We start from the raw sequence: 18,618 nt of genomic DNA, 5'->3' as shown, positions 1-18,618 counted from the left end.
GTTGCCCTAAGAGCGACCTAGAATGGCTGTGAGTTTGCCCGGCGCTTAGAATTCTACCGGGCCGTCCAGTTCCTTCACCTGCCAGGGCAAACCATGCTCGTTCAGCATGTCCATGAAGGGATCGGGATCGAACTCTTCCATGTTGAACACACCGTCGCCGGACCATTTGCCGGTCAGGATCATGGCCGCGCCGATCATGGCCGGTACGCCGGTGGTGTAGCTCACTGCTTGATTGCCGGTCTCGGCATAGGCGTCTTCATGATCGCAGATATTGTTGATGTAAAAGGTGCGCCGTTCGCCGTCCTTCGCCATGCCGGTCGCGATATCGCCGATATTGGTTTTTCCCTTGGTGGTCTCGCCCAGACTGGACGGTTCGGGCAGAACGGCCTTCAGGAACTGCAGCGGCACGATCTCCTTGCCCTCGTACATGACCGGATCGATCCGCGTCATGCCGACATTCTGAAGAACGGTGAGATGCTTGATATACTCCTCGCCGAAGGTCATCCAGAAGCGCGCGCGCTTCAGTTCGGGCAGAAACTTGGCGAGGCTTTCCAGCTCCTCATGATACATCATGTACATGGTCTTTTCGCCAACGCCCTCGAACTCGAACTTCTGCGAGACCTGCATTGCAGGTGTCTCGACGAATTCACCATTTTCCCAATGGCGGGCGGGTGCGGTCACCTCACGAATATTGATTTCCGGATTGAAGTTGGTGGCGAAAGCCTGGCCATGGTCGCCGCCATTGCAATCCAGGATGTCGAGCTGCTCGATCGTGTCGAGTTTGTGCTTCTTCAGCCACGCCGCGAATACGCTGGTCACGCCCGGATCGAAGCCGGAGCCGAGCAGCGCCATCAGCCCTGCGTCTTTGAACCGGTCCTGATAAGCCCACTGCCAGTGATATTCGAACTTCGCCTGATCGCGCGGTTCGTAATTCGCCGTGTCCATATAGTGCACGCCGGTTTCCAGGCACGCGTCCATGATGTTGAGATCCTGATAAGGGAGCGCGAGATTGACGACCAGCTTGGGCTGCACTTCGCGGATTAGCGCGGCGGTGGCGGGCACGTCGTCCGCATCGATCTGGTAGGTCGCAATGTCGACGCCGGTCCGCTCCTTCACCGAAGTCGCGATCGCGTCGCATTTGGACTTCGTGCGGCTGGCCAGAGCGATCTTGGAAAAGATGTCGCTGTTCATCGCCATCTTGTGGACCGCGACCGAGCCGACGCCGCCCGCGCCGATTACCAGAACTGTGCTCATGCCGATTGCTCTCCGCGATTGTGGTTGGGGAAGGATTGGGCATCGCATATAGCCCGTGTCCATGACCGGACAAGACGATCCCGACCGCAAGCCCAGTTCCGAAGGCGTGGCGCTGGCCGCTGAGCGCGTGGCGACGCTGCTACCTGCGACGCCGCTCCTTCCGCTGGAGATCGACGGGATCACGATCTGGTGCAAGGCAGAGTGCGATCAGCCTGTAGGCGCGTTCAAAATCCGCGGCGGCATTCACCGTCTCGCCGATCTGACGGAGCAGCAGGCGGCGCGAGGCGTCGTGGCCTTCTCCAGCGGAAATCACGCGCAAGGGATAGCTTGGGCGGCCCGCAAACGCGGCGTTTCCGCCACCATCGTCATGCCGTCCGATGCGCCAGCCGCCAAGGTGAACGGCACACGGAAGCTGGGCGCCGAGATTATCTTTTACGACCGTTCGACCGAATCGCGTGAAGAAATTGCGGCCGAAATCGCGGCTGAGTCCGGTGCCGTGCTGATCCCGAGTTTCGCCGATCCCTGGATCGTTGAGGGGCAAGGCAGTTGCGGGCACGAGATGCGGCAACAATTGCTGGATTTGGCGGGCTACGCACCGGATCAGATCGTCATCTGCTGCGGCGGCGGCGGACTGTCTGCGGGGATCACGCTCGCCAATCCGGATGCGCGCATCGTCATCGTGGAGCCGGTGGGCTGGGATGATATGGGGGCGTCGTTGCGCCATGGCGTCATCGAGCCGGTCGGGCCCAACCCGCCGCCCACCGCTTGCGACGCGCTGCAAACGCTCAAGGTCTCACCGATCACCTTCGATATTCTTCGCGATCGCGGTGCCGTCGGTGTGGCGGTGAGCGAGGGGGAAGTGGCTGCCGCCATGAAGCTGGCATTTGAAAAGCTGGGCAGGCGATTGGAACCGGGCGGTGCGGTGGCATTGGCGTCGGTGCTGTCTGGCAAGGTTGCGCCGACGGATCGAACCGCAGTCACCTTATCCGGTGGGAATGTCGATCCAGCGATTTTTTCGCGCATGACCGGCCTGCCGGCGTCATGATCGCGTAATCCTAGCGCCATAATGCGCGATCGCGCGTCCCTGGCGGATTGAGGGCCCTCACTCAATCTTTTTAAGATATCTTATCTTCGATCGCTAAACTCCTGAACGGAAAATCGAATGGCCGAGAAAAATCGCAAGATCGAGCAGGCTGTTCTAGGGCATGACGGGGGCGGCAAGCTGTGGGATCGCGCCTTCGCCTTTGCGTTCAAGGGCCTTGTCTACGCACAGATCTGGGAAGACCCGGTGGTCGACATGGACGCCCTGGCGATCAAGCCTGGTCACCGCGTCGCCACTATCGCCAGCGGCGGCTGCAATGTCTTGTCCTATCTCACCGCAGATCCGGCGGCGATCGACGCGGTTGATCTCAACACGGCCCATGTTGCGCTGGGGCGGCTGAAGCTCGCAGCCGCACAGCACTTGCCCGATTACGCCGCCTTCCGGCGCTTTTTCGCGGAGGCTGATCGCAAGGAAAATATTGCGGCATACGAGGCTCATGTTCGCCCGTATTTGGACGAAACCAGCCGGGCTTATTGGGAAGGGCGCGATCTAACCGGGCGTCGCCGCATTCGCGGCTTCGCGCGCGGCGTCTATAAGCGCGGCTTGCTGGGCGGGTTCATCGGCATGGCACACCTCGTCGCCAAGCTTTACCGGATCGATCCCAAAGAACTGCTGGATGCGAAGGACATCGAGGAGCAGCGCGCAATCTTCGAGAAGCGCCTGGCCCCGATTTTCGACAAACGCTTCATTCGCTGGCTGACCGATCAACCGGCTTCCCTCTTCGGGCTCGGCATCCCCCCGGCGCAGTTCGAAGCGCTGGCGGGCGACGCCAAGATGTCCGATGTGCTGCGCGCGCGGCTCGAAAAGCTGGCCTGCGATTTCGCGCTGGAGGACAACTACTTCGCCTGGCAAGCCTTCGGCCGGGGTTATGGCAAGGCTGACGACGCACCATTGCCACCCTATTTGCAGGAAACGAATTTCGAGGCGGTCCGCGGGCGCGCCGATCGCGTTACCGTGCGCCACATCAGCATGACCGAACATCTGGCGTCATCCGATGATGAGAGCCATGACCGTTACATCCTGCTCGACGCGCAGGATTGGATGAGCGACACGCAGCTGACCGAACTATGGACGGAGATCACGCGGACCGCACGGCCTGGCGCGCGCGTGCTGTTTCGCACGGCGGCGGAAGAGAGCTTGCTGCCGGGACGTTTGCCGGACGCTTTGTTGTCGAACTGGGACTATCGCGAAGAAGCCTCGAAGGACTTCACGAAGTGGGACCGCAGCTCGATCTACGGAGGTGTGCACCTCTACGTGCTGAAGTGAAAGTCAGCGCCTTTTAGACGTGCGCCACATTCAACCGACAGGCCCGCCTTTATGACCACCCATGCTGAGCAGATGGACGCGATCTATAAGGTCCAGCGCCACATTTATGACCTGACCAGGAAGTACTACCTCCTAGGTCGCGATCGTTTAATCGAGCGTCTGCAACCCCCGCGCGGCGGCAGCGTGCTGGAGATCGCGTGCGGGACGGGACGCAATCTGGTGGCCGCCGCGCGGGCCTATCCCGACGTGCATTTCTTTGGCCTCGATATCAGCGAGGAGATGCTTATCAGCGCCCGCGCAGCGGTTAGCCGGGCGGGATTGGACCACCGGGTAACACTCGCGCGTGCCGATGCCACCGCATTTGATGCGCAGGCATTGTTCGGCGTCGCAAAGATGGACCGCGCATATATCAGCTACGCCCTCTCGATGATCCCGGACTGGCGCGCCGCCATCGGTCAGGGCGTCGATGTGCTGAGCCCTGACGGATGCCTTCATGTCGTCGATTTCGGACAGCAGGAGCGCCTGCCGAAGCTGTTTCGTAGCGGGCTGCATGCGTGGCTCGCGCGCTTCCATGTGGCGCCACGTGCCGAGCTACCGGAGCTGGTCGATCGTTACTATCGGGACGGTCATGACGTCGCTTTCACCCGTCTCTATGGCGGCTATGCCTGGGCGGCGGAAATCGCTGCCGCTTAGGTGATCATCGCCTTCAGCGTGGCGATCCGATCCGCCTCATCGGCTGGCTTGTCCTTCCGGATCCGCGATATGCGCGGGAATCGCATGGCAAGGCCGGACTTGTGCCGCTTGCTGTCATGGATCGAATCGAACGCCACCTCCAGCACCAGCGTCTTCTCCACCTCGCGTACCGGCCCGAAGCGGTTGACCGTGTTCTGGCGCACGAAGCGGTCCAGCATCTTCAGCTCCTCGTCGGTGAAGCCCGAATAGGCCTTGCCGACAGGCAGCAGTTCCTCATCTTCCGTCCAGCAACCGAAGGTGTAGTCGGAGTAGAAAGAGCTGCGCTTGCCCGAGCCGCGCTGAGCGTACATCATCACGCAATCGGCGACGAGCGGATCGCGCTTCCACTTGTACCACAGCCCGGTCTTGCGCCCCGCGATATAGGGGCTGTCCTTGCGCTTCAGCATCACGCCCTCGATCGCGGCGTCGCGCGCGCCTTCGCGGACCTCTGCCAGGTCATCGTAGCTGTCCGAGGGGATCAGCTGGCTGATGTCGAAACGGCTCTGGTCCAGTTTCGGAACGAACGCTTCCAACCGCTTGCGCCGCTCGCTCCAGGTTAGCGGGCGCAAATCGTCGTCGCCCTCGATCAGAATATCGTACAGCCGCACGAAAGCGGGCGCATCGCGCAGCATCTTCGCTGTCACCGTCTTGCGGCCGAGGCGCTGTTGCAGGGCGTTGAAACTGGCCGCCTGGCCGCCCTGCACATCGCCGCGCACGAGCAGCTCTCCATCCACCACCGCATCGGCATCGAACGCGCCGGCAATATCCGGAAAGGCGTCGCTGATCTCTTCGCCGCCACGGCTGTAGAGCTTTACCGCGCCTCCGGTCCCGACGATCTGCACGCGGATACCGTCCCACTTCCATTCGGCGGCATAGACAGCCAAATCGACGCGCATGTCCTCGAGCGGATGGGCCAGCATGAAGGGGCGGAAATAGGGTGTGCCTTCGGGATCGGGGCGCTCGGCCTTGCCTTCGCCCCAGGCAAACAGCTCGGCATAAGGCGGGGAGAGCGCGTGCCACACTTCTTCTACATCGTCGACATCCAGCCCGAAGCCTTGCGCCACCGCGGTTTTGGCGAGCCGGGCCGAGACACCCACGCGCATGCCACCGCTCGCCAGCTTCAGCAGTGCATAACGGCCGTTCGCATCCAGCCTGTCCATCATCGAGGCAAGCAGTTCCGGTGCCTTGGCGCGCGTGGTCGCTCCCAGCTGATCCACCACGGCTGAGATCGACAGGTTGTCCTGTTCGCGCATGCCGCCTTCTGCCTCCGGCCACATCAGCGCGACGGTTTCGGCAGTGTCACCGACATAATCGCGGCTCATGCGGAATAGGAGCGGATCGAAGCGACCGTCTGCCATGGCCCGGATTTGCGAACTTTTCACCGCCTTGAGATCGAGGTCGCCGGTCAGCGCGGCCAATGCCCATCCGCGATCCGGATCGGGCGTTGCCACCAGATAGTCCGCGATAAGGGTCAGCTTCGCATTGCGCGAGCGGGTGTAGATCAGGCGATCAATGAGTTCGGCAAAGGCTTGCATGTCCGCCCCTTCAACCCGCGCCAGGCAGATCGGTTCACTCGTCGTCGCGCCGCTCCAGCGTACACAGGAAGCATGCACCGCCGCTGGTGCTTTTACTTTCAAGCGTTCCGCCCGCCTGAGCGGCAAAAGCGCGGATCAGGCGCTGGCCCAAGCTGGACGGTTTCGGCTGCTCGGCCGGAAGGCCCACGCCATCATCTTGTACAGTCAGGCAGAGCGCATCCTTCGTGCGTGTCAGCTCCACCTGAACCTTGCCGCTCTCGCGTCCGGGGAACGCGTGCTTGGCCGCATTGGTAACCAGCTCATTAACGAGCAGCCCCAGCGCCACGGCGCGGTCGCGCTCCAGACGCATGGGCTCCACCGTTAGCAGCAGTTCGATCGAGCGTCTTTCCAAGAGGCCGGTGCGCAGCGCCTCGCACAGCTCGTTCAAATAGTCCGCCATCTCTACCCGGCCCGGCGTTCCGTCCCCGCGGTAGAGCGCCCGGTGCGCGCGGGCAATGGAATCGACCCGTCCCAGCGCCTCTGACAGGGCTTCTTGCGCAGGGCCAGGCTCCATCTGCCGTCGCTGCATGTCCAGCATCGCGGTGACCTGCGCGAAGTTGTTGCGCACGCGGTGGTCGAATTCGCGCAAATACAGGTCCCGCTCTGCCACATCGGCTTCCCGCTGCTCGACGGCACGGCGCACCGCCCGGCGGAAGATCTCGGCCAGCGCCACAATGGCGAAGCCGGAAAGCACATTCACAATCACGCGTGGCCCGTCGCCATCGACGATGAGGCGGAAGCTGCCGTGGACAGGTAGGACGAAATACCACGCGAACAGCGCGGACAGAATCATGGTCAGCACGCCCGCCTGCCACCGGCCCACCAGCGTCGCGATCAGAACGAACGGGAAGATCAGCGCAAACGGCCCCGCCCCCGGCAGAAGCAGATCGAGCAAGGCGCGCGTTCCGAAGCTTGCCGCCGTACAGCCGATCCCAACCAACGCCTGGCTGACCGGAAGCGGCAGGCGCGATCCTACCCGGTCCGGAAAATCCAGCTCTGCAAGGCGGTTGGGCATGGGTGAAGCCTAAAGGCATCCACTGGCCAGTCAATCCGTACGCTTCGGCAACGATCTGACGATGCCGGTCAGTCGTCTTCATCCTCCCGGCCCACCATCGCCAGCGCGCGCGCCTTGCGTTGACGCATCGTGCACCAGTGGACGAGCGCATCTTCGCGCCCGTGCGTAACCCACACCTCTTTGGGCGAGACCTCCTCAATCGTGCGGGTCAGCTCGTTCCAGTCGGCATGGTCTGAGATGACGAGCGGCAGTTCCACATTGCGTTGCCGGGCGCGCTGGCGCACACGCATCCAGCCCGATGCCATGGCGGTGATCGGATCGGGCAGACGGCGGCTCCAGCGGTCGTTCATCGCGCCGGGCGGGGCGAGCACGATGGCGCCCTTCAGCTCTTCCTTGGGCCGATCGCCTACCAGCTCGAGCGAGCCCAGGTTCACGCCCAGCTCCTCGTAGAGGCGGCACATCTTCTCCAGCGCACCGTGGAGGTAGATCGTCTCTTCATACCCTGCATCGCGCAGTTCGCCGATCACACGCTGTGCCTTGCCCAGCGCATAGGCGCCCACCAGGATGCAGCGTTCGGGGTTAGCCGCGCGCGCCTCCAGCAGCTTGGCCACTTCCTCCCGTGTATCGGGGTGCGTGAACACCGGAAGACCGAAGGTCGCTTCGGTGATGAACACGTCGCACGGTACGACTTCGAAAGGCGGGCAGGTGGGGTCCGGCCGGCGCTTGTAATCGCCCGTCACCACCACCCGTTCGCCCTGATACTGCAGCAGGATCTGCGCGCTGCCGAGCACATGGCCCGCCGGGTGGAAGCTGATGGTGACACCGCAGCCGAGATCCAGCTCCTCGCCATAGGGCACGGCATTGCCCTCCGCCTCCACGCCGTAGCGCAGGCCCATGATCGACAGCGTCTGGGGCGTCGCCCACACCGCTCCATGCCCGCCGCGCGCATGGTCGGCATGGCCATGGGTCACGAGCGCGCGGGGCCGGGCGACCGACGGGTCGATCCAGGCGTCGCAGGGCTTCACATAGATGCCGGTGGGGTGCGGTTCGATCCAGTCTTGGGCAGGCATCGCTGCGATATGGGGAGCCCGCGCGTCCGACGCCAGCTTCACACTGCTTCACACTATCCAGAGCGGGAATTTCGCGAATGCAGGGCGGGAACAAAAACAGGCGGCTTGCCGCGGGAATCGGAAGGGGCGTGGTGGCGCGCATCGACCATTCTCTGGTGCATGGGGAATGATGTAGGACAGCGAAAAGGTTCGAAGGCGGAGCGCTGAGTCATGCTTCCCTCTCGAGCGGTGGCAGGGTGGGAAGCCAAGATACGAACAGCTCGGGCGCGGCGGGGCCACGCAATTGCGCTGCCGCCGAAATGGGGTGCGTGAGGCGGAGAGATCGGCCCCGCCGTCGAACCCCAGCAGCAAGCGGCAGCATCACACTCATCCCCCGTCAACGAGCAGGCGGGAGACGGCGAGCTATCATGCTGGGTGATATAGGTTATTGAGAAATAACGATAATGTGCGATAGTAAAGCGGCTTGTTCCAACGTGGGGTGGCGAACAATGTCCGAAATCGACCGGTCGGAGGCACCGGAAATACCGGAAGGTATCGCTCGTCGATCCATGCTCGAACTTCCGTTCGCGCTGGTTCTGACCGATGCCACCGCGCCCGATCAGCCGATCATCTACGTCAACCGGGCGTTCGTGAAACTGACCGGCTACAGCAAGGAGATGGCGTTGGGCCGCAATTGCCGGTTCCTGCAGGGAGAAAGAACCGAAACCGAGCACAGCGATGCAATTCGCGAAGCGCTGGAACGCGAAGAGGACATCACGCTCGATATCGTGAATTATCGGGCCAATGGCGAACGCTTCCTCAATCGCCTGATGATTGCACCGTTGCACGATGAATCCGGAAAATTGACTCATTTCCTAGGCATTCAGAGCGAGCGTACCGATGATCTCTCCTATGTCGAGCGCGCTATGATGCTCGACGAGTCGCTGCGCGAAGTTCAGCACCGGGTGAAGAACCATATGGCAATGTTGCTCTCGCTGATCCGGCTGGAAGCCAGCCATGGCGGCGATGCGCACAAGGCGTTCGAGGTGCTCGCCAACCGCGTCGAATCGCTCAGCTTGCTGTACGAAGAGTTCTCGCACGAGCCGAAGAACTGCTCCACCATCGCTCTGGGAGCCTATATTCCTCGCATATGCTCGGCCATCAACATGCTGGATGGGCAGCGCAACGTCGTCCTCAACGTCGATACCGAGCGGTTCGAGGCGAATATCGAGGCGGCGTCGCAGCTCAGCCTCTTATTGTCCGAACTCCTCACCAACGCAATGCAACACGGCTATCCCGATCAGGAGGGCGGCTGCGTGGAGGCGAGGCTGTGGATCGCGGACGGCGATAGCCTCTGTCTGGAAGTAAAGGATGATGGGGTCGGGCTGCCAGACGGCAGCACCTGGCCCGAAGAGGGCAATCTGGGTGCGCGGATCGTGCGCGATCTATCCGCCCGGTTGAAGGGGGATTTGCAGGTGGACAGCTCCGACGAAGGCATGCGCGTCACGCTTGCGGTGCCGATGGAAGCGATGGGCTGACGCGGCGCGGGATGTACTCCTGCGTCCTATTCGCGACCGACAACGGACCCGGCGCAGGTCCAGCGTTTACGCCACTTATCAGTCTTGGGAATGTTCCGACAGCTGCTTGGCCATCCAGCTGTCCGCCGCATCCACGTCGAGAAACACTTCGACGCCCGGCCCGCCAAGGCTGCGTTTGGCCTGAAGCTTGTTCAACACCGAACTGACCAGGATCGCCAGCGGTGCTGTCGTACACTGCCGTAAATCCGTCATGAAGCCTACGAAGACCTGCGCTGTCTCGGCACTCTGGACGGACAGTTCGGTGCAATCCGAGAAGATAACGAAATAGGGGCACACTGCCTTCGCAGCCTTTGCCTTGGCCGTGAAGTCCGGGGCGAACCGCGTCAGCAGGTCCTGCCCCCAGTAGCCGCTGAGCTGCAGGTGCAGGATGCGCTCATGCGCGTCGAACCGGATTTCGTACATCCACGGATAGTACGAGCGCGTCGTTGCCGGAGATTTAGCGGATAGACTTAACAGCTATTAAAAACGACGTTCTTGCCGGTTTCTGGCTTCATGCTCGCCCTTTTTTTCGGAACCGGTCGGAATCGGTTCTAGAAAGCATGCCAAACCCGATACAAATACCGTTGCTACGCAGATGATCGCTTCATAGCCCCCTACTTCCAAAAGGAGAGGAACTATGAGGCATAAATTATTTGCGGCAGCCGCTTTGTCTATTGCAGCGGTAGCATTTTCCACCAATGCGTCCGATGCACTCGCACAGAACACCAGCGATCTCGGTCCGGGCGACTACTACTTCTACCAATATGACTATTATGCCACTTCGGCCAAGGTCGAATTGGTCGGCTTCGGCGTCGGAGATTGCCGGGGCGGTGTGAGTGTCTCGGGCGAGCAAACCCCTTATTATCGCGAACAAGTCTTGGGAATCTGCCGCCGCGGCGGTTATCCCGAAATTCTGCCATGAGGGTGATGGAACGCAGCGTTTAGCGTTCTTTCGATCGAAATGGGAAGGTTCGCCTAGGCATAGGCGAGCCTTCCTGTGCGAATCAAGCCGCCTGCACCGTTTCCATTTCCAGTCGGCCCCAGATTTCGGACAGCGCATCGGTCAGGCCGCGCATCATTGCCTCGTCATGGTCCGGGCCGGGGGTGAAACGTAGGCGTTCTGTGCCGCGGGGCACGGTGGGGAAGTTTATCGGCTGCACATAGATGCCATATTCGGCGAGCAGGATGTCGCTGATCCGCTTGGCCTTTACTGGATCGCCCACGATCAGCGGCACGATATGCGTTTCGCTTTCCAGAAGCGGCAGGCCGGCGTCCAGGAACATGTCCTTCAGCATGCGCGCATGGCGCTGCTGCGCGGCGCGTTCCTCGCAGCTGGCCTTCAGATGGCGGACCGAGGCGAGCACGCCTGCAACCAAGACGGGGCTGAGCGAGGTGGTGAAGATGAAGCCGGGCGCATAGCTGCGAATTACGTCGATGATGGTCTTGTCCGCCGCGATATAGCCGCCCATCACGCCGAACGCCTTGCCCAGCGTCCCTTCGATGATGGTGACGCGGCTTGCCGCCTCGTCCCGCTCGGTAATGCCGCCGCCGCGCGCGCCGTACATGCCGACGGCGTGCACTTCGTCGCAATAGGTGAGGGCGTTATATTTGTCGGCAAGGTCGCAGATCGCGTGGATCGGCGCGACATCCCCGTCCATCGAATAGACGCTCTCGAACGCGATGAGCTTGGGTACTTCCGGATCGGTTTCGGCCAGCAGCTCCTCCAGATGCACGAGATCGTTATGCCGCCAGACGCGCTTCTCGCAGCCCGAATTGCGGATGCCCGCGATCATCGAGGCGTGGTTGAGTTCATCCGAAAAGATCACGCAGCCGGGCAAAATCTTGGCCAGCGTGCTGAGCGTCGCCTCATTCGAGACATAGCCGGAGGTGAACAGCAGCGCGCCTTCCTTGTCGTGAAGGTCTGCCAGCTCATGCTCCAGATCGACATGATAATGCGTGTTGCCGCCGATATTGCGCGTGCCGCCGGAGCCTGCGCCCACATCGTGCAGCGCCTCTTCCATCGCCGCAACCACCTTGGGGTGCTGGCCCATGCCGAGATAGTCGTTCGAACACCAGACGGTGATCGGCTGCGGCCCGTTATGATGGGCGAAACAGCGGGCGTTGGGATAGGCACCCTTGTTGCGCAGGATGTCGATAAAAACGCGGTACCGCCCCTCCTCGTGCAGCCGGTCGATGGCCTGAGAGAAGATGTGGTCGTAATTAAGGCTCATGAAATTCGTGCCGCCAATCGCTGTCGGTTCCCGGTGGACATAGGACCGCAAGTCGCGGAAATCCAGCGCGAACGGGTTGCAATAAGCTCCTAGAGAGTTTCGAAACTGGTCAGACCATATTCGGCCAGCGCCGGTTTATAACCTTCGGCCAGCGCTGCCGGACCGGTGGAAACGAACAGGCCGGGCGTGGCGGCGGCGTCCGCGAAATCGGTTTCGGCAAGATAGAGAATGCGCCGGGCGATCCCCGCCGCGCCGTCGATGAAGCGCAGACCCGTGGAAGCGGCGGTGAGTTCTTCTTCCACCAGTGGGAAATGCGTGCAGGCGAGCACGGCGACGTCCATCCCGGCGGCTTCGGCGCGGGCGGTCAGGTGCTCGATCACGCCTTCGAAAATCGCCGGATCATTATCCTCACCGCGCAGCTTGCGCTCGGCGGCGGCTACCAGTTCGGGTGCGGCGACGCGGATCAGCGTTGCGCCATTGCCATGTTCGGTCAGCAGATTGTCGACATACGGCTGGCGGATGGTGGCGGCGGTGCCGATCAGGCCGATGACCCCACTCTTCGTTGCCAGCGCGGCAGGCTTCACCGCGGGCACCGTGCCCACCACCGGAATATCGAGCGCCGCGCGCACCGCGGGCAGCGCGATGGTGGAGGCCGTATTGCACGCGATGGTGACAAGCCGCGGGCGATATCGCTCCACCAGCCGCCCGAGCAGCGCCGGCACGCGCGCCGCGATCTCGCTTTCCGTCTTCTCGCCATAAGGGAGTCCGGCAAAATCGGCGGCATAGACTATCGGCGCAGCCGGCGCGGCGCCTTGCAGTGCGCGCAGGATTGAAAGCCCGCCCACACCGGAATCGAACAGGAGGATAGGGGCGGCTTCATCCATGCGCAGTTCGCATGGAGGGAACGACCGCCCCGGTCAATCGGTAGCCGGGTTCAACTCAGGGAGTCCCTGATCTCATCTAGCCAGCGTCGATATTCGTCGAAGCTGATCCGACCGTCCCGATCGGCATCAGCTAAGGCAAGAGAGGGCTTGCGGACTTTTTGCGGAGCGGTGGAGGAGCTGTCGCTCTTACGCACCGTAACCGTCGCTCCTTCTATCTCCGAGCGTTCGACATAACCTGACGAATCGACGTCGAGATTGGCGAAGGTGCGTTCCTCAAAGGGTATATCCAGCAGTGCGCTACCGAAAAGGGAAAGGGTCGAGCGCTGTTCCGTGGCTGGAATCTGCGGCGCACCTACCGGTCCGCCCGCAACCGAGAATATCAGTGCGGCAATCATGATGCTCATAAGAATTACTCCGGGAACCGTAGCAAGTCGCCGCCATGTCCCTGAGGTTCCTGTTCGGGGCACGGCGTGCGATCCGGGATAAGCGTCGGCGGGGGCGGCGGGCAGCTCCGGCACACCGGATACGGCCCCGCCGTAACCCTCTACTCGCGCGAGGATCCGCGCCGCTTCGAGCGAGCTTTGTGCGCCCAGCTTGGACCGCGCCGACTTCAGCCGCTTCTCGACCGCGTGATGCGTGATGCCGAGGTCACGCGCGATCTCCTTGGCCGTGGCATGGCCCAGCCAGCGGTCCAGGCATTCGCGCTCCTTCGCTGAAAGACGCGCAACGGCGGCGCGCTGCGCAGCCGTATCTGTTTCGGTTTGCGGGCATCTCATGAAGGGCCGAGCCTAGCGTGAGGCAGCGGGGAGGCAAGGTACGGTCAACTGGTACTCGTGGGAAAATGCGTCACCTACGCCAGGAGGGGTTTCGCCAAGGGAGAAGGCCGGTCTATGACGATGGCATGGCTATCTACCTCGCGGCGGCAATCGGCTATCTGCTCGGCTCCATTCCCTTCGGCATTCTGCTGACGCGGATGTTCGGGGCGGGCGATTTGCGCTCTATCGGTTCGGGCAATATCGGCGCGACCAATGTGCTGCGCACGGGCCGCAAGGGTCTGGCGGCGGCGACGCTGCTGCTCGATCTGCTGAAGGGCCTTGCCGCCGTGCTGATCGCCCGCGCGATCTATGCCGAAGGGGCGGACTATGCTGCGCAGGCTGCGGCGGCGGGCGCGTTCATAGGGCACCTTTACCCCGTCTGGCTGCGCTTTGACGGCGGCAAGGGCATCGCCACCTTGGGCGGCATCATGTTCGGTCTCTTGTGGGAGGGCGGGTTGGTCTATGCCGTGATCTGGCTGGGCTCGCTGGCGCTGCTGCGCATCAGCTCGCTCGCCGGGCTGCTGGCCGCTGCTTCCGCGCCGATCGCCGCGCTGATCTTCGGCCATGCCGAGCTGGTTCCGCTGCTGATCGCCTTCCTCGTGCTCACGATCTGGAAGCATAAGGAGAATGTTGCGCGGTTGCTGAAGGGGCAGGAGCCAAAGGTGGGGCAGCACTAGACGGATATAATCTCCGGGGGGAGGGATCATGGAAGATGCATTCGATCGGCTGCGGCTGATCCGTTCGGCCAATGTCGGGCCGGTGGGCTTCGTGCAGTTGCTGGCGCGTTTTGGCAGCGCGGGCGCGGCGATCGCGGCGCTGCCCGATCTGGCGCGGCGCGGCGGGGGCAGGGCGCCCCGGCTTGCCGATGCCGGTGCGATCGAGGCGGAACTGCGGCGGGTGGAGGCACTCGGCGCGCAGCTGCTGTTCCTCGGCAGTCCGGACTATCCCGCGCTGCTGGCCCAGATCGATAACCCGCCGCCGGTGCTTAGCTACCGCGGACGGCGCGCCCTGATGGAGGCGCGCGTCGTCGCGATGGTTGGAGCGCGCAACGCCAGCGCCTCGGCTTGCCGGTTCGCGCGCGGGCTGGCGGCGGAGCTGGGCCGCGAGGGCTTTGCCGTGGTCTCCGGCCTCGCCCGCGGCATCGACACCGCGGCCCATGCCGGATCGATCGAGGACGGCACGATCGGCATTGTCGCGGGCGGCATCGATATCCACTATCCGCCCGAAAACCGCGACCTCCAGGAAGCGATCGCCGCCCAGGGCCTGCTGATCGCCGAACAGCCGCCCGGCACCGAGCCGCGGGCACGCCATTTTCCGTTTCGCAATCGCATTATTGCCGGGCTCGCACTCGGTACCGTGGTGTTGGAGGCGGCCCCGCGCTCCGGCTCGCTCATCACCGCAAGACTGGCAGGCGAGGCGGGGCGGGAGGTGATGGCGATTCCCGGAAGCCCGCTCGATCCCCGTTCGCGGGGCTGCAACCAGCTGATCCGCGACGGCGCGATCCTGGTGCAGTCCGCCGCCGACATCGCCGAACAGCTCGGCCCCATCGACGCCCGCGCCGTCCGCGCGCCTTCGCAGCCCTTCGCACCGCAGCCGATCGATACCGAAGACGGCACCCGGCAGAGGGTGCAGGACCTCCTCAGCCATGATTTCGTCAGCGTCGACGAACTGGTCCGCCAGTCCGGCGAGCCACCCGGCGCGGTGCAGACGGTGCTGCTGGAACTGGAACTGGCCGGAAGGCTGGAGCGCGGCGCCGGAGGACGGGTGCGCTTGGCATGAAATCCTGGTCTGAAATGTATTATAACGACCGGCTTGCACTCTGCATGTTCGCGTTCTTCGGCCTCGGATGGTTTGGCAGTGCTGCGGTTCTCGACTGGTTTTACGGCCGCGACTTGTTGATCCAACTGCTGTTTTCGCTCTTCTGGGCTTTCGCATGGCTATGCGGCGCTATCGTTGCGATCGCGGCGTTGGTACTGGGCGATGCACGACCTGCACAGGCACAGCGGCGCTGGCTGAGCCGATCGCTTCCCTTGCTGTCCCTGATGGGAACCGCACTGCTGCTGTGGGGAATCTCAAGCCTGATTTCCGACCGCGCACGGCTTTCCTTTGCCGAGGCCAACAACCACGTGCTTGAGGGACCGCCGCCGAAAGCCGCCATTTATTCGCAAGGCATTCCCGACGGCGGCACGGCAATCATCCGCTCACCGGGGCGCGATCCAGAGAGTTTCGATGGGAATACAAGCTATCAACTTGTCGGCGGTAACATCAGAAGCTGTGAGCGAATGAATGCTCGCGATTGGTTTTGTATTTTCGGATGAGGACCGGGCAGCTCCCCCTGTTCCAAATTCGTTCCGCCCACCCATCTTGACCGCGCCCGAAAATCCGGCTTGACGGGCGGGCCGGTTCGCCACCAGCCTCGCGTGCACATACGAGACCCAACAGAAAAGCAAATCACCTCATGCAATTAGTCATCGTGGAATCGCCGGCCAAGGCGAAGACGATCGAGAAATATCTGGGCAAGGACTTCAAGGTCCTGGCGAGCTACGGGCACATCCGCGATCTGCCGCCCAAGGATGGCTCGGTGGATCCGGACAGCGATTTCGCGATGACCTGGCAGGCCTATGCCGACAAGTCCAAGCGCATCAAGGAGATCGCCGACAACGCCAAGAAGGCGGACCGACTGATCCTGGCGACCGACCCTGACCGCGAAGGGGAGGCGATCAGCTGGCATGTGCAGGAACTGCTCGCGCAGAAAAAGGCGCTGCCGAAGGATGTTAGCCGCGTCACCTTCAACGCCATCACCAAGAAGGCGGTGACCGACGCGATGGCCGCGCCGCGCGGGCTCGATACCGATCTGATCGATGCCTACCGCGCGCGCCGGGCGCTCGATTATCTCGTCGGCTTCACGCTTTCGCCGGTGCTGTGGCGCAAGCTGCCGGGCGCGAAATCGGCGGGCCGAGTCCAGTCGGTCGCGCTGCGCCTGATTGCCGAGCGCGAGCGGGAGATCGAGGCGTTCAAACCGCAGGAATACTGGTCCGTCACCGCGCGGATGCAGCATGACGGGCAGGCGTTCGATGCGCGCCTGACGCAATTCGACGGTGAGAAGCTGGACAAACTGGCGCTCGGCAATGAAGGCACGGCCATGAAGGCCAAAGCCGCGGTGGAAGCGGCCAGCCTGATCGTTTCCAAGGTCGAGACCAAGCCGGTCACGCGCCGTCCCGCGCCGCCGTTCACTACCTCCACGCTGCAGCAGGAGGCCGCACGCAAGCTTGGCTTCTCCGCCAGCCACACCATGCGGATTGCGCAGCAGCTCTACGAAGACGGCGCGATCACCTATATGCGTACCGACGGCGTGCAGATGGACGGCAGCGCCATTTCGGACGCGCGCAAGGCCATCGCGGACAAGTTCGACGGCGGCTATCTTCCCGAAAAGCCGAATTTCTATTCGACCAAGGCGAAGAACGCGCAGGAGGCACACGAAGCCATCCGGCCCACGGATTTCCGCAAGGACCGGGCCGGTTCGGGCGATCACGCCAAGCTCTACGACCTCGTCTACAAGCGCGCGATGGCCAGCCAGATGGCACCCGCGCAGATGGAGCGCACCGCGGTGGATTTCGCGGACGGCACCGGCCAGATCGTGCTGCGCGCCAACGGCCAGGTGGTAAAATTCCCCGGCTTCCTCGCGGTCTATCAGGAAGGCCGCGACGATAAGGACGACGACGACGGCAAGCTGCTGCCGATGATGCGCGAGGGCGATCGGCCCGCGGTCAACGCCGTCGATGCCGAGCAGCATTTCACCCAGCCGCCGCCGCGCTATTCGGAGGCCAGCCTGGTCAAGCGGATGGAAGAGCTGGGCATCGGGCGACCGTCTACCTACGCTTCGATCATTCAGGTGCTGAAGGATCGCGGCTATGTCCGCACCGAGGGCAACCGCTTCTGGGCGGAAGAGACCGGGCGTCTGCTGACTGGTTTTCTGGAACGGTTCTTTGAGCGCTATGTCGCCTATGACTATACCGCCGGGCTGGAGGATGAGCTCGACGAAGTGTCCGGCGGCCGGGCGGATTGGCAAAAGGTGCTCGCCGCCTTCTGGCGCGACTTTAAGCCCAAGACCGAAGAAGTGATGGAACAGAAGCCGAGCGATATCACGGCGGAGCTCGACCAGTTCTTGGCGCCTTATCTGTTCCCGGAAACCGAGGACGGCACCGATCCGCGCGTCTGCCCGCGTTGCGGCGACGGCAAGCTCAGCTTGCGCGGCGGCCGCTTCGGAGCGTTCGTCGCCTGCTCCAACTATCCGGAGTGCAAATATACGCGCCAGTTCGCGCAAGGAGGGGGCAAGGACCAGGCCGATGTCGAACCGGAGGAGCTGGGCGTGGACCCGGCGACCGGCGAGACAGTGGAGACCAAGACCGGGCGCTTCGGCCCCTATATCCAGTCCGGCGAAGGCAAGGAGGCGCGCCGTGCCTCCATCCCCAAGGATTTGCCGGGCGAGCTGGATCTGGAGATGGCGCTGAAGCTGCTTTCGCTGCCGCGCGTCGTCGGTCCGCATCCGGAAACGGGGCAGGATATCGAGGCGGGCATTGGCCGCTACGGCCCCTTCCTGCGACACGACAAGAAATATGCGAAGCTGGAGAACACGGCCGAAGTGTTCGAAATCGGCATGAACGCTGCCGTCACGAAGCTCGCCAAAGCCGCTGCCAACAAGGGCAAGGGCCGCGGCGCGCGCGAGCCGCTGAAAGTGCTCGGCAAGCATCCGCGGACCGAGGAAGAGATCAAGCTGATGGACGGGCGCTACGGCCCCTATGTCACCGACGGCAGTACCAATGCGACGATCCCCAAGACGGTCGACAAGGACGCGCTGACGCTGGAAGAAGCCGCCCAGCTGATCGACGAACGCGCCGCCAAGGCCCCACCGAAGAAAAAGAAAAAGGCCGCACCAAAGAAGAAGGCGGCCGCGAAAAAGCCTGCTGCGAAGAAAGCGCCCGCGAAGAAGGCGCCGGCGAAGAAGCCGGCAGCAAAGAAGCCCGCGGCGAAGAAGGCAGCGAGCGAAAGCTGAGCTGTGCCCGAATAACCGTAAGTCCTGAGCCTGTCGAAGGACGTTTCTCGCTAAGGTGCAGCGCCA

Annotated in this window: 17 protein-coding genes; 9 read left to right on the top strand and 8 right to left on the bottom strand. The window is 62.9% G+C overall.

The window, feature by feature from the left end:
* Window positions 1-45: 45 nt before the first annotated feature.
* Window positions 46-1,254: a saccharopine dehydrogenase family protein gene (locus I6A82_RS10210; protein ID WP_198094787.1), complete on the bottom strand. Its 1,209-nt coding sequence runs from the start codon at window positions 1,252-1,254 to the stop codon at window positions 46-48.
* Between the two features lie 61 nt (window positions 1,255-1,315).
* Between I6A82_RS10210 and I6A82_RS10205 the strand changes: the two genes are divergently transcribed.
* The 3 genes from I6A82_RS10205 to I6A82_RS10195 all read left to right on the top strand — a co-directional run bounded on the left by I6A82_RS10205 (window position 1,316) and on the right by I6A82_RS10195 (window position 4,315).
* Complete coding sequence (locus I6A82_RS10205) at window positions 1,316-2,299, top strand: threonine ammonia-lyase (protein ID WP_198094786.1); 984 nt, start codon at window positions 1,316-1,318, stop codon at window positions 2,297-2,299.
* A 117-nt stretch (window positions 2,300-2,416) separates the two neighbouring features.
* A complete protein-coding gene (locus I6A82_RS10200; RefSeq protein ID WP_198094785.1) occupies window positions 2,417-3,622 on the top strand; it encodes a DUF3419 family protein in 1,206 nt (401 codons plus the stop codon).
* A gap of 51 nt (window positions 3,623-3,673) precedes the next feature.
* On the top strand, window positions 3,674-4,315 hold the full coding sequence (locus I6A82_RS10195) for a class I SAM-dependent methyltransferase (protein ID WP_198094784.1): 642 nt from the start codon (window positions 3,674-3,676) through the stop codon (window positions 4,313-4,315).
* On the opposite strand, the gene I6A82_RS10190 is transcribed toward I6A82_RS10195, so the two are convergent.
* The 3 genes from I6A82_RS10190 to I6A82_RS10180 all read right to left on the bottom strand — a co-directional run bounded on the left by I6A82_RS10190 (window position 4,312) and on the right by I6A82_RS10180 (window position 8,013).
* A complete protein-coding gene (locus I6A82_RS10190; RefSeq protein ID WP_198094783.1) occupies window positions 4,312-5,889 on the bottom strand; it encodes a cisplatin damage response ATP-dependent DNA ligase in 1,578 nt (525 codons plus the stop codon). The genes I6A82_RS10195 and I6A82_RS10190 overlap by 4 nt on opposite strands.
* Before the next feature lie 34 nt (window positions 5,890-5,923).
* Complete coding sequence (locus I6A82_RS10185; RefSeq protein WP_198094782.1) at window positions 5,924-6,943, bottom strand: sensor histidine kinase; 1,020 nt, start codon at window positions 6,941-6,943, stop codon at window positions 5,924-5,926.
* A gap of 68 nt (window positions 6,944-7,011) precedes the next feature.
* A complete protein-coding gene (locus tag I6A82_RS10180) occupies window positions 7,012-8,013 on the bottom strand; it encodes a ligase-associated DNA damage response exonuclease (RefSeq protein WP_198094781.1) in 1,002 nt (333 codons plus the stop codon).
* A gap of 548 nt (window positions 8,014-8,561) precedes the next feature.
* Here I6A82_RS10180 and I6A82_RS10175 point away from each other — a divergent pair.
* On the top strand, window positions 8,562-9,530 hold the full coding sequence (locus I6A82_RS10175; RefSeq protein WP_198094780.1) for a PAS domain-containing protein: 969 nt from the start codon (window positions 8,562-8,564) through the stop codon (window positions 9,528-9,530).
* A 78-nt stretch (window positions 9,531-9,608) separates the two neighbouring features.
* On the opposite strand, the gene I6A82_RS10170 is transcribed toward I6A82_RS10175, so the two are convergent.
* Window positions 9,609-9,992: a hypothetical protein gene (locus tag I6A82_RS10170; protein WP_198094779.1), complete on the bottom strand. Its 384-nt coding sequence runs from the start codon at window positions 9,990-9,992 to the stop codon at window positions 9,609-9,611.
* A 214-nt stretch (window positions 9,993-10,206) separates the two neighbouring features.
* Here I6A82_RS10170 and I6A82_RS10165 point away from each other — a divergent pair, with 214 nt between their 5' ends.
* Window positions 10,207-10,491 (top strand): hypothetical protein, encoded by a 285-nt coding sequence (locus tag I6A82_RS10165; RefSeq protein ID WP_198094778.1) that lies wholly within the window; start codon window positions 10,207-10,209, stop codon window positions 10,489-10,491.
* 82 nt (window positions 10,492-10,573) lie between these two features.
* Here the strand turns inward: I6A82_RS10165 and hemA are convergent, their stop codons facing one another.
* The 3 genes from hemA to I6A82_RS10150 form a co-directional block, all read right to left on the bottom strand.
* Window positions 10,574-11,800: a 5-aminolevulinate synthase gene (hemA, locus tag I6A82_RS10160; protein ID WP_198094777.1), complete on the bottom strand. Its 1,227-nt coding sequence runs from the start codon at window positions 11,798-11,800 to the stop codon at window positions 10,574-10,576.
* Between the two features lie 89 nt (window positions 11,801-11,889).
* Entirely contained in the window at window positions 11,890-12,684 is a 795-nt protein-coding gene (gene murI / locus I6A82_RS10155) for a glutamate racemase (protein WP_198094776.1), read from the bottom strand.
* Window positions 12,685-12,734: 50 nt separating this feature from the next.
* Window positions 12,735-13,460 carry a LuxR C-terminal-related transcriptional regulator gene (locus I6A82_RS10150; protein WP_198095582.1) on the bottom strand — a complete coding sequence of 242 codons (726 nt, stop codon included), beginning with the start codon at window positions 13,458-13,460 and terminating at the stop codon, window positions 12,735-12,737.
* Between the two features lie 125 nt (window positions 13,461-13,585).
* Between I6A82_RS10150 and plsY the strand changes: the two genes are divergently transcribed.
* The 4 genes from plsY to topA all read left to right on the top strand — a co-directional run bounded on the left by plsY (window position 13,586) and on the right by topA (window position 18,552).
* Window positions 13,586-14,176 (top strand): glycerol-3-phosphate 1-O-acyltransferase PlsY, encoded by a 591-nt coding sequence (plsY, locus tag I6A82_RS10145; protein WP_198094775.1) that lies wholly within the window; start codon window positions 13,586-13,588, stop codon window positions 14,174-14,176.
* 28 nt (window positions 14,177-14,204) lie between these two features.
* Window positions 14,205-15,278, top strand: a complete 1,074-nt coding sequence (gene dprA, locus I6A82_RS10140; protein ID WP_198094774.1) for a DNA-processing protein DprA — start codon at window positions 14,205-14,207, stop codon at window positions 15,276-15,278.
* The gene (locus I6A82_RS10135) at window positions 15,275-15,817 is read left to right on the top strand and encodes a hypothetical protein (RefSeq protein WP_198094773.1); all 543 of its coding nucleotides are present in this window, start codon (window positions 15,275-15,277) and stop codon (window positions 15,815-15,817) included. The genes dprA and I6A82_RS10135 overlap by 4 nt, the downstream gene beginning before the upstream one ends.
* Before the next feature lie 140 nt (window positions 15,818-15,957).
* Window positions 15,958-18,552, top strand: coding sequence for a type I DNA topoisomerase (gene topA, locus I6A82_RS10130; RefSeq protein WP_198094772.1), 2,595 nt, complete (start codon window positions 15,958-15,960; stop codon window positions 18,550-18,552).
* Window positions 18,553-18,618: the final 66 nt, after the last annotated feature.

The organism is Novosphingopyxis sp. YJ-S2-01 (genome assembly GCF_016093175.1).
In the GTDB taxonomy this organism is placed as follows: domain Bacteria; phylum Pseudomonadota; class Alphaproteobacteria; order Sphingomonadales; family Sphingomonadaceae; genus Novosphingopyxis; species Novosphingopyxis iocasae.
Note: the sequence above shows the minus strand (reverse complement) of the source record. Positions and strands in the feature narration are given on the sequence as shown.